14 protein-coding genes are annotated in these 13231 nt (G+C 36.9%); 6 read left to right on the plus strand and 8 right to left on the minus strand.

Going from position 1 to position 13231, the window contains the following annotated elements:
• Positions 1-9: 9 nt before the first annotated feature.
• Positions 10-192, plus strand: coding sequence for a hypothetical protein (locus tag ACMAWV_RS03365; RefSeq protein WP_103218928.1), 183 nt, complete (start codon positions 10-12; stop codon positions 190-192).
• Positions 193-232: 40 nt separating this feature from the next.
• Here ACMAWV_RS03365 and ACMAWV_RS03370 read toward each other — a convergent pair whose 3' ends face one another.
• Together ACMAWV_RS03370 and ACMAWV_RS03375 are read right to left on the minus strand one after the other, a co-directional pair.
• Positions 233-487, minus strand: coding sequence for a NifU family protein (locus tag ACMAWV_RS03370; RefSeq protein WP_021266260.1), 255 nt, complete (start codon positions 485-487; stop codon positions 233-235).
• Between the two features lies 1 nt (position 488).
• The gene (locus ACMAWV_RS03375) at positions 489-1193 is read right to left on the minus strand and encodes an RsmE family RNA methyltransferase (RefSeq protein WP_392990773.1); all 705 of its coding nucleotides are present in this window, start codon (positions 1191-1193) and stop codon (positions 489-491) included.
• Between the two features lie 61 nt (positions 1194-1254).
• On the opposite strand from ACMAWV_RS03375, the gene ACMAWV_RS03380 reads away from it, so the two are divergent.
• Positions 1255-2217: a DEAD/DEAH box helicase gene (locus ACMAWV_RS03380; protein WP_392990775.1), complete on the plus strand. Its 963-nt coding sequence runs from the start codon at positions 1255-1257 to the stop codon at positions 2215-2217.
• On the plus strand, positions 2205-3002 hold the full coding sequence (recO, locus tag ACMAWV_RS03385) for a DNA repair protein RecO (RefSeq protein WP_103218931.1): 798 nt from the start codon (positions 2205-2207) through the stop codon (positions 3000-3002). Before ACMAWV_RS03380 ends, recO begins: the two co-directional genes overlap by 13 nt.
• Here the strand turns inward: recO and ACMAWV_RS03390 are convergent.
• The 6 genes from ACMAWV_RS03390 to ACMAWV_RS03415 form a co-directional block, all read right to left on the minus strand.
• Positions 2997-3884 carry a hypothetical protein gene (locus ACMAWV_RS03390; protein ID WP_412469939.1) on the minus strand — a complete coding sequence of 296 codons (888 nt, stop codon included), beginning with the start codon at positions 3882-3884 and terminating at the stop codon, positions 2997-2999. The genes recO and ACMAWV_RS03390 overlap by 6 nt on opposite strands.
• Positions 3866-4297 (minus strand): FixH family protein, encoded by a 432-nt coding sequence (locus ACMAWV_RS03395; protein WP_412462991.1) that lies wholly within the window; start codon positions 4295-4297, stop codon positions 3866-3868. Before ACMAWV_RS03395 ends, ACMAWV_RS03390 begins: the two co-directional genes overlap by 19 nt.
• Complete coding sequence (locus tag ACMAWV_RS03400) at positions 4297-4674, minus strand: hypothetical protein (protein ID WP_412462990.1); 378 nt, start codon at positions 4672-4674, stop codon at positions 4297-4299. Before ACMAWV_RS03400 ends, ACMAWV_RS03395 begins: the two co-directional genes overlap by 1 nt.
• A gap of 2 nt (positions 4675-4676) precedes the next feature.
• Positions 4677-5198, minus strand: a complete 522-nt coding sequence (locus tag ACMAWV_RS03405) for a redoxin family protein (protein WP_412469938.1) — start codon at positions 5196-5198, stop codon at positions 4677-4679.
• 64 nt (positions 5199-5262) lie between these two features.
• A complete protein-coding gene (locus tag ACMAWV_RS03410) occupies positions 5263-5523 on the minus strand; it encodes a GIY-YIG nuclease family protein (protein WP_103218936.1) in 261 nt (86 codons plus the stop codon).
• Positions 5523-7976 carry a DUF3656 domain-containing U32 family peptidase gene (locus ACMAWV_RS03415; protein WP_412469937.1) on the minus strand — a complete coding sequence of 818 codons (2454 nt, stop codon included), beginning with the start codon at positions 7974-7976 and terminating at the stop codon, positions 5523-5525. Before ACMAWV_RS03415 ends, ACMAWV_RS03410 begins: the two co-directional genes overlap by 1 nt.
• A gap of 315 nt (positions 7977-8291) precedes the next feature.
• Between ACMAWV_RS03415 and ACMAWV_RS03420 the strand changes: the two genes are divergently transcribed.
• From ACMAWV_RS03420 to ACMAWV_RS03430, 3 genes are all read left to right on the plus strand, one after another.
• Entirely contained in the window at positions 8292-9611 is a 1320-nt protein-coding gene (locus ACMAWV_RS03420) for a glycine--tRNA ligase (RefSeq protein WP_304466325.1), read from the plus strand.
• Positions 9612-9675: 64 nt separating this feature from the next.
• Positions 9676-12327 carry a pyruvate, phosphate dikinase gene (gene ppdK, locus ACMAWV_RS03425; RefSeq protein ID WP_392990789.1) on the plus strand — a complete coding sequence of 884 codons (2652 nt, stop codon included), beginning with the start codon at positions 9676-9678 and terminating at the stop codon, positions 12325-12327.
• On the plus strand, positions 12327-13214 hold the full coding sequence (locus ACMAWV_RS03430; protein ID WP_412469936.1) for a hypothetical protein: 888 nt from the start codon (positions 12327-12329) through the stop codon (positions 13212-13214). The genes ppdK and ACMAWV_RS03430 overlap by 1 nt, the downstream gene beginning before the upstream one ends.
• Positions 13215-13231 lie beyond the last annotated feature (17 nt).

A 13231-nucleotide genomic window follows, 5' to 3' on the forward strand; every position in this document is an offset into this window, starting at 1 on the left:
GAGGCAAATATGGAATTACTAGAGATTATACTCGTGACTACAGTCATGGCATTTGCCACCAGCGGAAGTATTATCCTTTCAGGATTAAGTTACTGGGAGACTGAGGATAGGGTGAGAAGATCAATTTCTCATGCAAATGAAGACTATGGAATGCGCGAGTCCGAATTAGAAGAACATACTAAAGTCGCTTAAACTTTAATAAGCTGATAGCTCCCGACTGGGAGCTATTTTTTTACATAAACGGATTATCACCCTTTGAGTGATCTGTAACATCCACAACTTCTACTATGTCTGGAAAGTTTTGCTTAACAAGTCTTGCAACACCATCTGTAAGCGTTGCCTGTGAAGCAGAACAACCCTGACAACCACCAGTCATCTTTACATAAAGTTTATCATTATCGTAATCGATTAATTCGATATTACCACCGTGAGCAGCAAGAGCTGGTCTTACTTGTTCATCAAAAAGTTTTTCAATTTTTCTAAGCATATTATTTCCTATCCATTAATTGGTTTAAGTGGCCAAGGATTGCGATTGAGGCATTTTCAACTCTCATAATTGAAGGACCTATGCTGATTTCTTCAAAACCAAGATTTTTAAATTCAGTTATTTCTTGGTTGGTCCATCCACGCTCTGGGCCTATGGCCAATTGTAATGGTCTTTCAATATCTATTTTAACATCTTTTAACTTTGTTGTGGCATAAGGTGAGAGAATAAATCGTTGAACACCTTTCGCTTCTATATCCTCATATTGATAAGTCTTCTTAAGAGTTGGAGCTTTATAGAAAACAGCAGACTGACTAACGCCAAGTTCTGATAGTTCTTGAAAGCGCTCATAAACTTTAGAAGTGAGATAGCTCTTATCACTTAAAATGGCCTTAAAAATATGAAAGTGACTTGCACCCATAGCACTACAGTGCTCAAACACTTTTTTCATTGTAGGAGGTCTTGAAGCTGCAATAATCAACTCAATTGGAAAGTGAAGCCCTTTTCTGACTTGCCCAATTTCTACTTCAACAATTCCATCGCTAATATTACTTACAGTAATAGTCGTTAGACCTTCTTCAAGAATTGTCCCTTTGAGTTCGTCGCCAACTTTTACTTTTACAATTTCAAGTAAATGCTTCGACTGTTCTTGTGTGAGAACAGCTTTTGAATCGTGAATTTGCTCTTTTCTAATTATGACAGAATTCATGTTCTTTAATTTTAATGAGTTATAGCTTTAACTCTTTTACCACTTCTTGCACCTCTTGGGTATGGATTTTAAAGCAACTTTGTCACAGATCGTCAATAGAGAGCATTCATTCACTTTATTTATGGCCCCTATGGGCTGGGGGAAAACAAGACTTATTTGGCAATTATTAGAGGACTTTGAAAGGATTATTATTGTCTCTCCGCTGCGTTCAATACTGGAAGATTTGAAGGAGAGGGACTGTGTTGTGAATAATATTTCTGACAAAGGAATCTTTTTAACGACAGTGGAGTCGCTTTCTCGGGATGATTTAGAGTTTGCTTTAAAATCCAACTCCTTGTTTGTGCTTGATGAATTTCATCTCTTCTACGAATGGGGAGAGTCTTTTCGTCCACGCTTGCTTGATTTTCTCTATCAAATCTCTTCCTCTGGAAATACAAAGGTGATTGGTTTAAGTGCGACAATCACTGACGAACTTTATCGAGTGATTGAAAGAGATGTTGAAAATAATTTTAGGCATTTTTGTTTTCTAAATATCGGAAATTTTCAAAAGAAAAATATGTATAAAAAGAAGAGGATGTTAATTAGGCCACTTCTTTTATTGAAGCTTATCTTTGAGCAGTTGTTCTTTGAGAGGGGACGAACAATTCTGTTTTGCTCGTCACGAAAAGAAGTCTTTTTTTGGAATAAGTTCTTTCAAAGATTAGGTGTTTCTTGTGATTATTGCGTGGGGGGAGAGGTTAAGGATTTTGTTGTCAGAGAGAATCAGGCACCCTCTGATTTAATTATTGCAACTAGCGCCTTAAGTCACGGGGTTAATTTACATGGAATAGAGAATATTTATATTAGTTATAAACCAAATGAATCGACAAATTTTCAAATGATAGGTCGCGGAGGACGATTTGGAGAGGAATTTCAATACATTGGAGCTCTTGAAAAGGGGAAGAAGTGGTGGGAAAGAATTCACTACAAGATATGTGATTATCTCTTTATAATGAGTCAGGATTTATTATTATGGTTGAATTAGAAGGCATTCTTATTAACAAAATTCCATATCAAGACAAACACTTGATTGGAAATTTACTCCTCAGAAACGGAAATAAAATTTCTGTGATGTTCTATGGTGGACAGGGAGGAGGAAAGAGGAAAGTATCTTCTATCTTGCAAGTTGGTTATCTTTTTAAAGTTGGCTTTGGCCGAGTTAAAAATAGTTTCGAAATACTGACTAGTAAGGATCATGTTGAAAAATGGTGTCATAAAAATATCTCACATAATCCAATGGCATTCTACCTTCTTTGTTTTTTCTGCGAACTTTGTCAGTCTTTTGCTCCACAGATTACGCACAAAGATGATCTTGATTTAAGTGAAAAAAGTCATGAAGGTATTTTTCGACTTCTTTCAAATGCAATCTTTCGCTTGGAAAGTCGAGTTACTGCTAGCGATTTTAATCCTAATCATGAACTATTTATTTTTCTAGTAAAGGCGATGGTCGAATTGGGGATTTTTCCTCGAACTGAAACATGCGCCGTCTCTGGTGTTGAAATTGGTGATAATGACTTTGTGTCACTCTCAATTGAACAAGGTGGCTTTATTCACTTCTCACATTTAAGTCTCGAAGAGCAACGATTGGTAAATGGGCAAGAGGGAAAGAGCCTTCGAAACGAAATGCTTAACGTAGCTGCAAGTAAGTATTCGGATTATAAAGTTAGTACACATATTCAAAAGTCGGATCTTAATCAATTAGTGAATTATATTTGCTACCATCAACACGTGCAGCGTGAACATTATAAGTCACTAAGCTTATTATTATAGATCTTCAAAAACTTTATATGTAAGTGAAAAGGCCTTAGCTAAATTTGTATTCTTTGCAATATTTAAAATTGTTTCATCTGAGTAATTTAAGACAATAGAGCTTCTCGTAAACATATATGAGTAATTGAAACTCGTTGAAAGGTAGTATTTGTTTTCACCTTCGATGCCATCTATCTTAACGGCACTGTCTTGCCAATAAGTTAAAGAAGTTCCAAAGCGCATAGTTGCATTTGGATTATAACCAAATCCTAAGGAAGAAGAGTACCCAAAACCTGGCTCTACTTCTTTATTGTCTATCGTTCTTTTAAAACCGTAGTGACCTTCTAGTGTTAATGAATAATCGTATTCGTATACTACCTTAAAAAATGCAAAACCTAGAGTTGATTCAAAAACACCACGGCTTAGGGAGTCTGACAATAGAGGATCGTTATAGCTGTATATTGAATTACCATTTGGAATTAACTGTTTAAAGAATATAAAACCACGAGGCTTAATGAGATTATAAGTTAACTCCGGTAAGAACTCCCAAGTAAATTGAAAGCTTGGATCGACTATCTCTGTGGTACTCGTCCTTTGGGTTGGAGACTCAACTGTTCTTTTTTTGATTGGTATATCAAAGGCAAATTGAAAGTAGCTATCAATTAGATAACTGCCTTTTAAGGCGATTGTTTCTGTTACTTCATTTTTAGAATTAATATTATGAATCTTACCATCTACTCCGGCTTCACTTGTTACTGCTGAGTTGGCATAATTAATTTTTGCCTCCCATTGGTGATCGCCAAGAATAATATTAGGTATATTTGCTCCGCCGCCACAGCATGAAGACGCATAAGTGCTAATAGTATAGAAAATTGTAAATAGAATTAAAGTGTAAGAGGCCATGATATAGAGTCGTATAAATTTCCGTTATCTTTTAATTGTAAGTGAAAATCCCAGAGGCCACCCATTGTGAAATAGATATCAGTAAGTTGATAAACTCCAGTAGCTATTCTCGTTACAGTAATTGGGTATGAGCCATGTCCCATATCTGGCATCCAGATGTAGGCAGAGAATTCACCTGCAGGATCTTTCAAGTTATTTGCTGAGTCTTTAAATGTAATTGTAAGTGTTGAACTATCGTAAACTATTGGGCCTTTATCCCACTGTCTCAAAATAGTTAAGGCCTCCGTATCAAAACGTATTTCGTTAGAAATATTATCAACTCCACTAACTAACTCTTTAAGACCACCGGAAAAGGGAGAATCTCCACAGCTTGTAAATAGTAAGAATAGAAGTGTAAGTGACAATAGTTTCATTACTTCTTAAGCTCCACATCAATAGCTGTAATGTCGCCGTCTAATTCAAAGCGAACTTGCCAGTAACCTTTCATATGTCCCATGAAGAACTTAGCATTTCCATTGATTATTGACTCTTCATTAAATGACCAAGTGATTGCAGGCCCACCATGTTGATGCCCATTGGCCATCATCATCCATACATATACTTTTAAATCTTTCGGTGTCACTCTCTCTAGTGAATCTTTATCAAAGACAACGGCTTCAAATGTAGATGGTTTTCCATCAAAAGGCCCATTAGTCCATTCAAGATCAACACATAAGTTTTGAGATTCTATTTGGTAAGGACATGCAACAATTGAAGCTGTCATAAGTAGTGTAATTAGTGTCTTAATCATATTTACCTCGCGATATAGCAACCAAGTGCTTTTGATTCTTTATATGGTAGCTCTTTATTATTTTTGAGTGCAGTTAGCACATCATTTAAATAAAATTTCGTCGATAATTCAGGGCTTCTCTTATTTGTCACAGCTCCTTGATAGATAACTTCTTCTTTCTCATTTAATAAGAAAATATGTGGGGTCTTTAATGCATTCATCTTATTTGCAAACTTAAGATCCTGATCGATAAAGATTGGAAAGTTAATTTTGAATTGATCAAAGTATTCAAGGGCCTTCTTTTTGCTTATATGCTTGTTAGAACTAAAACCAATAAATTCAATGTTATTGAACTTTTTTGCAAGAGAGTTTATGTAATCAAATTGTTTTTGGGAGCAAGGACAGCTTGGTGAAAGAAAAATAAGAACTTTCTTATTTTTAGTTTGAGAAATTTGTTTCTCTTTATGTGTTGATAAATCGTAGCGAACTTCTGTGAAGGCCCCAAAAGTTATACTTGAGAAGATAAATGCAATTAGTAATTTCATATGTGATATTTATAAAATCTCTAATTGAAGTACAAGAATTCAATACCCTAGTAGGTATTAATATTTACGATTTCTTGATTAATGTCAGTTTTTGGGGACGTGTTAATTTTTTAATTTGGGCTTCTCGTTTACTCGCACTTGAGCGGTCAGGGTGCTCTTCTGTAAAACGAATTTTTTTAGGAGGGTTTGCTTTAGTGAATTTTGCTCCTTTCGGATCATTTTTGTGTTCTTCAAATCGGCGCTCTACATCAGTTGTAATACCTGTGTAGAGCTTTCCATTTTGAGTTTCTATAATATAGACAAACCACTTGTTGGCTTTTGCCATTAATTCTTTCTCGCTTGATAAGTATCTTCTTTCATTAGCATCCCTGTACCAATTCCGTACTTTTCCTGAGTGCCTAACATTGATTTTAACTCATTCGTTGAAATCTTTCCATTGAAGAAGTTTAGATAACCTTCAAGTTTACTCTTAAGTTTGTCATCGTGCTCATTTAAAAGTTCAATTCTAAACTGTGAGACACCTTTTGCAATTAACTCATCAATTAAGTCAGTTGAGCTTTGTGCAATAGCATTGAACATTGTATTTCGACACTCTTGATCGGCTTTAATAAAGTGCATATTTCCAAATTGATCTTTAAGTTCTACATGATGTTTTTCACAAGGCTTCCCACAGTCCTTAAACGATGAACCTTCTGATAAGAATGCTGCATACACACAGTGTTCCATGTGAAAGCTTGGCATATACTGATGAATATTAACTTCAATCTTTCCAGCATCAGTATTGGCAAGAAGATTTTCTAGTTGTTTTGCATTTAAGTCATATGATGAAGTTAATGTTTCAAAACCTTTATCAAGTAAATAATTTGCTGTTTGAGAGTTTGCAACGTTAAGAGAGAAATCTCCTTTCAATTGAACATCTGTCTTTGATCTTAAATATTGATACGACCCTAGATTTCGACAAAGGATAAAATCCGGATCCAATCGAGTCAGAACATTTAAATGATGGTATTCTTTAGGTTTTAAAATTCTATTTGTAGCAACACCAACTTGGCAGTTTGGTAGTTGTTTAAGAAGCTCTAATGAGGGCTTATAGTCTTTTCCAAATTCAAAATCTAAAGTAATTAGAAGTCTTTCAAAATCACAGTTTTTCAATACTTCGTATGCTTGCTTAACCTGATCAAAATCTCTAAGAAGAAAGTTTAGTGTGATCTCGTTTTCTGAAACTTCTTTTTTAGATAGTTTAAATGATTGCGATTTTGGTGCTTTGACACTAACTCTTTGACTATTCAATTCTTCAATAGCTTCTTGTCTTAATTTCTTAAGTGCCTTTGAGTGAATGAAAGGAGACTTACCATTTGTTTTTAAATCGAATTTTGAAACAGAATAAATAGTACGCGAAAGTGCACAAGCATCTTTTTCAACTTTCTCAAGATCAGCTGGTTTTCTCGCTTCTTCTACTAAGTCATCACTTTGTCTAATAACTTTGTATTGGCCATCTGTAATAATATAAGTAAGCTTTTCTCCTGCATTTGCTAACAGTGTTACTTCAACAGGTATACGCTTTTGCTTATTAATATCGCTAATTAGAGACTCGCTCTCTTTTGCAACCTTTGGGTCAGAGTTTAGGTAGATATCCATACCTGGGCGAACTTGCTTCCATTTAAAATCATGAGCAAGAGAAAGGCTAACTCGTTTTCCTTTTCTTTTTACACTAAAAATAGATGAGCCAATTTCAATACCTTTATTGTCATCACAAATTGCAACGCCCATTCCATTTTCTAATTCGCGATCAGTGTCGATTTCTAAATATGGAGGATCCACTCTCTTGATCTTACCAAGTTCAATTCCTCGGTGAGCTCCGTAGTTACCTTTTACTAGTTGTTGATGGTCAACACCATGAAGCCAACCAGAAAACAGGCCACGTGAATAAGTAAGTGCCATATTATCTATTTCTTTTTGACTTACTTCTTTCCCTTCAAGTTTTGCTTTAAAAGCACCTGCTGCTGTCGACACATATGCAGGACCTTTAAGACGGCCTTCAATTTTAAAAGAGTCAATGCCCATGTCTTGAAGTTCGTTAACTTCTTCAATTCCACAAAGATCTTGAGGAGACACAAGATAGCTCATTTTACGGCCATGTTTCGTGAGGTCTTCTTTTTTACCATCCACAAACATTTCATAAGAGAAGCGACAGCTCTGTGCACATTGACCACGGTTGGCCGAACGTCCGCCGATACTTTCTGAAGTAAAGCACTGGCCAGAGTAGGCAACACACAACGCCCCGTGAGTGAAGACTTCAAGTTCGCGCTGCGTGTTTGCTCTAATCTCTTTTATTTCTGGGATTGAGTTTTCACGACCAAGTACGAAGCGTTTGATATCAAGATCTTCTAAGAACGCGATGTGATCGTGGTTTGTCACAGTCATTTGTGTTGAACCGTGAATAACTTGATTTGGATAAATTTGACGAACTAAATTTGCAAGTCCGATATCTTGAATGATTAAAGCGTCAGGGCCTAGCGCCACGACTTCATTTAATCTTTCAATAGCATCAGCTATTTCTTCTTCAAAAATTAAAATATTAAATGCGACGTGAACCTTTACTCCGTAGAGGTGACACATATCAATCATTTCTTTCAGCTCATTTACTGAGTGGTCGTGAGTTCTTCCACGAGCGTTGAATCCAGGCATACCAACATAGATGGCATCCGCACCGCCGTGAATTGCCGCTAGGCACATTTGCATATTGCCCACTGGGGCGAGAATTTCAGATTTTTTCATGACCTGTTTTTAGCACGAGCGTAAAAGGTACGCGACACCAAATCGTGATTTCAGTAATTTATATAGAGAGTTTGTGCTGATTTTAATGAGTTTTCCGCTAATTTGTTCATATTATAAAAGCTACTAATTCTGCTTGAGTTTCGTTATTAGGCACCACTTATAAACTGGTCAGAATCATCGTAATTTTAAGAAAAAATGACGCATAAGTTAGTAATATTACGAAAAGGTGGCGTGTACCTTAATGGGAAAATAATTAGCCGTTCGGCATTTCAAAAGGTATACTTTGTGCAATTATTTACCATAGTAGGGGGCATTGTGTCAGAAAGTAATATTAAGGACATGCAGCAAATTGTTAGTCTAGCTAAACGCCGTGGATTTATTTTCCAAAGTTCGGAAATTTATGGCGGTCTATCTTCTTGTTGGGATTACGGCCCATACGGAATTGAGTTAAAAAGAAACTTAAAGAATAAGTGGTGGAAGGCCATGACTTTACGTTCAGATATCGTTGGTGTTGATGCTTCAATTTTCATGCACCCAATGGTTTGGAAAGCTTCTGGTCACGTTGATGGTTTCAACGATCCAATGGTTGACTGTAAAGCATGTAAGTCTCGTTTCCGCGAAGATAAAATTGATACATCAGCTCCTTGTCAAAACTGTGGTGCTGTTGGTGAGTTCACTGAGCCACGTGATTTTAACCTAATGTTTAATACACAAATGGGGCCAGTTGAAGATTCATCTTCAAAAGTATACCTAAGACCTGAAACGGCTCAGGGGATTTTCGTAAACTTTCTAAATGTTCAATCAACAATGAGAAAGAAGCTTCCATTTGGTATTGCTCAAATTGGTAAAGCTTTCAGAAACGAAATTACTCCAGGTAACTTCATTTTTAGAACTCGTGAGTTTGAACAAATGGAGATGCAATATTTCATTAAGCCAGGAACTCAAGCTGAGGCAATGGAGCAGTGGAAAGAAATTCGTTGGAATTGGCACTTATCAAATGGTCTGCGTCCAGAAAACTTAAGATGGCATCCACACTTAGGTGATGAGCTTGCTCACTACGCGGATGCTGCAGAAGATATTGAATATAAATTCCCACATGGTTGGGATGAGATGGAAGGTATCCACTCAAGAACAGACTTTGACCTTCGCCAACACGAAGAGTTTTCAGGAAAGAACTTAAAGTACACAGATCTACTTGATGGAAATAAGAAATTCCTTCCTTACGTTCTTGAAACATCTGTTGGTTGTGATCGTTCACTACTAGCGATTCTATGTGATGCTTTCAGAATTGAAAATGAAGGTGATAAAGAGAATGAAAGAGTTGTAATGAAATTCCACCCTTCTCTTGCTCCTGTTAAAGTTGCTGTTCTTCCACTAACGAAGAAATTAGATGAGCCAGCAACAAAATTATTTAATGAACTCCAACAAGAGTTTGCAGCTGAATATGATGTGGCAGGTTCAATTGGAAAGCGCTACCGTCGTCAAGATGAAATTGGTACTCCATTCTGTATCACTTTTGACTTTGACTCTTTAGATGATAACGCTGTTACGATTCGTGATCGCGATTCAATGAATCAAGAGCGAATTGCACTAGATCAAGTTAAGAATTATTTAAGAGATAGAATCTACATTTAAAATAAATTTTTTGAAGGGCCACAAGTTCGTGGCCTTTTTTCTATACTAAGCAAGGAGCGCAGTTATGAGTAAATGGGTTTACTCGTTTTCAAAGGAAAAAACTGAAGGTAATAGAAGCATGAAAAATCTTCTAGGTGGTAAAGGTGCCAACCTGGCTGAAATGTCTGCTCTTGGATTACCAGTCCCTCCAGGTTTTACAGTTACAACTGAAGCCTGTATCGATTATCAAAAAGCTAATAAAATAAATGAAGAAATTAAGGCCCAAGTTATTGAGTCTTTAAAGCTTGTTGAGCTTTCAACAGAGAAAACTTTCGGTGGTGGAGACAATCCTTTACTATTTTCTGTTCGCTCTGGAGCAAGAGTTTCGATGCCAGGAATGATGGATACGGTTCTAAACTTAGGACTTAATGACGAAACTGTTGAGGCCCTTGCCAAGAAGTCTGGTAACGAGAGATTTGCTTGGGACTCATATAGAAGATTCATTCAAATGTATGCAAACGTTGTTATGGGAATGAGCCATTCACTCTTAGAATCTACTCTTGAAGATTTAAAAGAAGCAAAGGGCGTTGATTCTGATACAAAGTTAGATGCAAAAGATTTTAAAAATTTAGTAAAAGTCTATAAGCAAATTATTGCACAAGAAACAGGAAAGGCTTTTCCTACTGATCCAATGGAACAACTATGGCTAGCAATTGAAGCAGTATTTGGTTCATGGAATAACCCAAGAGCTATCAAGTACCGTCAGCTTAATAATATTCCAGGAGACTGGGGAACTGCTGTAAACGTACAGGCCATGGTTTTTGGAAATATGGGTGATGATTGTGCAACAGGTGTTTGCTTCACTCGTGATCCTTCTACTGGGGATAAGAAGTTCTTTGGTGAATACCTTGTAAATGCTCAAGGGGAAGATGTTGTTGCGGGAATTAGAACTCCTGCTCCAATTAACGAGTGTTCAAAGAATGATTCAAATAGAAATGAAAAAACACTTGAAGAATATATGCCTAAGGCTTTTGCTGAATTAACGGAACTTTATCAGCAACTAGAAAAGCATTACAAAGATATGCAGGATATCGAGTTTACGATTGAAGCAGATAAACTATATCTTCTTCAAACTCGTAATGGAAAAAGAACTGCAGCAGCTGCATTAAAGATTGCTGTTGATCTTGAGAAAGAAGGAATTGTGACGAAGGAAGAAGCGATTATGCAAATCGATCCTGAAGCACTTAACCAACTTCTTCACCCGAGACTTGATCCAGATGCAACAAAGAATATTATTGCAAAAGGTCTTCCTGCTTCTCCAGGAGCTGGTGCAGGTAAGATTGTATTTCACTCAGACGATGCCACTAGTATGCATGAAAATGGAGTAAAGGTAATTCTTGTTCGCCAAGAAACTTCTCCTGAAGATATTGCTGGAATGGCAGCCGCTCAGGCGATCTTAACTGCTCGTGGTGGGATGACTTCACATGCGGCCGTAGTTGCTCGTGGTATGGGGAAGCCTTGTGTTGCAGGATGTTCTGACATTCTCGTTGATAGTAAGAATCGCACGATGATGATTGGCGATAAGAAATATGTTGAAGGTGACTTCATCACACTTGATGGTGGAACAGGTGAAGTTATAGAGGGTGAGGTTCCAACACTTGATGCTGAAATCAATGCAGATTTCGCTGAGTTTATGACTTGGGCAGATGAGATTAGAACACTTAGAGTTCGTACTAATGCTGATAACCCAGAAGACAGTGAAACGGCCGTTAAATTTGGTGCAGAAGGGATTGGACTTTGTCGTACGGAACATATGTTCTTTGAGCCAGAGAGAATCCTTGCCGTTCGTGAGATGATTTTCGCTGATTCAACAATTCAAAGAGAAAGAGCACTTGCAAAACTTCTTCCTTATCAGAAAGAAGACTTCAAAGGAATATTCAAGGCCCTTGATGGTATGCCTGTTAATATCAGACTTCTTGATCCGCCTCTACACGAGTTCTTACCTCACTCAGATGAAGAGAAAAAAGAACTTGCTGAGTATATTGATGTTGAAGTTAAAACAATTGAAGATGGCTGTGAAAGACTTCACGAGTTTAACCCAATGCTTGGACACCGTGGTTGTCGTTTAGGAATTACATATCCAGAAATCTATACAATGCAGGTAACTGCTATCACTCAAGCAGCTCTTGAGTCTATTGCTGAAGGTGTTGATGTTAGACCTGAGATTATGATTCCTCTTGTTGCAACAGCAAAAGAACTATCAATCTTAAGAGAAATTCTTGTTGAAACAATTAATAAGACAAAAGGTGATAAAGAGTTCAAATACAAACTTGGAACAATGATTGAGCTTCCTCGTGCTGCTATTACTGCTGCTGAGATTGCAAATCATGCAGACTTCTTTTCGTTTGGTACAAATGACTTAACACAAACAACTTTTGGACTTTCTCGTGATGATGCTGGACGTTTCTTAACTGAATATATTTCAAAATCAGTTCTTCCAAATGATCCATTTGTTTCTCTTGATCAAGAAGGTGTTGGTTATCTTGTTAAGTTTGCAACAGAGCAAGGTAGAAGTGCCAATAAAGATATTCACGTTGGAATCTGCGGAGAGCATGGTGGTGAGCCACAATCAATCGACTTCTGTCATAGAATTGGATTAGACTATGTTTCTTGTTCTCCTTACCGAGTTCCTATCGCTCGTCTTGCAGCGGCACAGGCCGTGATTCGCAACAAGTAATGTCGATTACAGAATTAACAAACAAAATAAAAGCAGAGTTTGGCAGTTATAATTTTAACTGCCTTGCTTTTGCTTATATTGACTTCAAAAAAAGTACGTATGAAACATTTTCTTTTTTTGAAAATCCTTTTTTAAAAGGTCAAAAGGTTTATTTTGATTTGGCCTCTCTGACAAAGCCTCTGACACTTGGTTTTGCTTATTTAAATAAACCAGAGCTATTCTCTGAAGATATGAAGCTTCTTTTAAATCATCGTGGTGGTTTGAATTCTTGGGGGAGACTCTCGGTCGATACTTGGAGAGAACAAATTCTTTCATATGAGATTAAAGAGAGCGAAACTCTTTATTCTGATTTTGGCGCTCTAAGGCTTCAACTTGAAATCGAAAAGGAGCAAGGGCTTTACGAACTTGTTTCAACAATGTGGGATGAAGAAATAAAGCATTGGCTTGATATCGAAGATGAGATCTGTGTACCAACGGGACGTCGAAACCGAGATATCATTGATGGGGAAGTTCACGATGATAATGCTTTCGTTATTGCGCAGAAAGTTTCACATGCTGGGCTCTTTGGAACTATTGATGGCGTTTGCCGAACACTTCTAAGAGTAAATAATGATTATCAATTAATTAATAAAACAAATCGTGAAAGTGATCATCGATTTATTAATGGTTGGGATAGCGTGACAAATCCTGAAACATCTCTTGCAGGTATTTATTCCAATAAAGATACTTTTGGTCATCTTGGTTTTACAGGTACTTCAATTTGGATTGAGCCACACTCGCAAAAAGGAGTGGTGATCTTATCGAATGAAGTCATTAAGTTTTGGTATGACCGCCAGAAATTAAGTGAAATCAGGAAGGAAATCGCAAATAATTTCTTTTCTAAGTAGTTGAATTTACAGTTCCT

Source organism: Halobacteriovorax sp. RT-1-1, from assembly GCF_047085455.1.
In the GTDB taxonomy this organism is placed as follows: Bacteria; Bdellovibrionota; Bacteriovoracia; order Bacteriovoracales; family Bacteriovoracaceae; genus Halobacteriovorax_A.

What these genes read in the sequence shown, in the direction of transcription:
- ACMAWV_RS03380 (WP_392990775.1), top strand. Translation starts at nt 1,255, where the DNA reads ATGGATTTTAAAGCAACTTTGTCACAGATCGTCAATAGAGAGCATTCA.
- ACMAWV_RS03415 (WP_412469937.1), bottom strand. Translation starts at nt 7,976, where the DNA reads ATGAAAAAATCTGAAATTCTCGCCCCAGTGGGCAATATGCAAATGTGC.
- recO (WP_103218931.1), top strand. Translation starts at nt 2,205, where the DNA reads ATGGTTGAATTAGAAGGCATTCTTATTAACAAAATTCCATATCAAGAC.
- ACMAWV_RS03400 (WP_412462990.1), bottom strand. Translation starts at nt 4,674, where the DNA reads ATGATTAAGACACTAATTACACTACTTATGACAGCTTCAATTGTTGCA.
- ACMAWV_RS03410 (WP_103218936.1), bottom strand. Translation starts at nt 5,523, where the DNA reads ATGGCAAAAGCCAACAAGTGGTTTGTCTATATTATAGAAACTCAAAAT.
- ACMAWV_RS03375 (WP_392990773.1), bottom strand. Translation starts at nt 1,193, where the DNA reads ATGAATTCTGTCATAATTAGAAAAGAGCAAATTCACGATTCAAAAGCT.
- ACMAWV_RS03365 (WP_103218928.1), top strand. Translation starts at nt 10, where the DNA reads ATGGAATTACTAGAGATTATACTCGTGACTACAGTCATGGCATTTGCC.
- ACMAWV_RS03430 (WP_412469936.1), top strand. Translation starts at nt 12,327, where the DNA reads ATGTCGATTACAGAATTAACAAACAAAATAAAAGCAGAGTTTGGCAGT.
- ACMAWV_RS03370 (WP_021266260.1), bottom strand. Translation starts at nt 487, where the DNA reads ATGCTTAGAAAAATTGAAAAACTTTTTGATGAACAAGTAAGACCAGCT.
- ppdK (WP_392990789.1), top strand. Translation starts at nt 9,676, where the DNA reads ATGAGTAAATGGGTTTACTCGTTTTCAAAGGAAAAAACTGAAGGTAAT.
- ACMAWV_RS03395 (WP_412462991.1), bottom strand. Translation starts at nt 4,297, where the DNA reads ATGAAACTATTGTCACTTACACTTCTATTCTTACTATTTACAAGCTGT.
- ACMAWV_RS03390 (WP_412469939.1), bottom strand. Translation starts at nt 3,884, where the DNA reads ATGGCCTCTTACACTTTAATTCTATTTACAATTTTCTATACTATTAGC.
- ACMAWV_RS03405 (WP_412469938.1), bottom strand. Translation starts at nt 5,198, where the DNA reads ATGAAATTACTAATTGCATTTATCTTCTCAAGTATAACTTTTGGGGCC.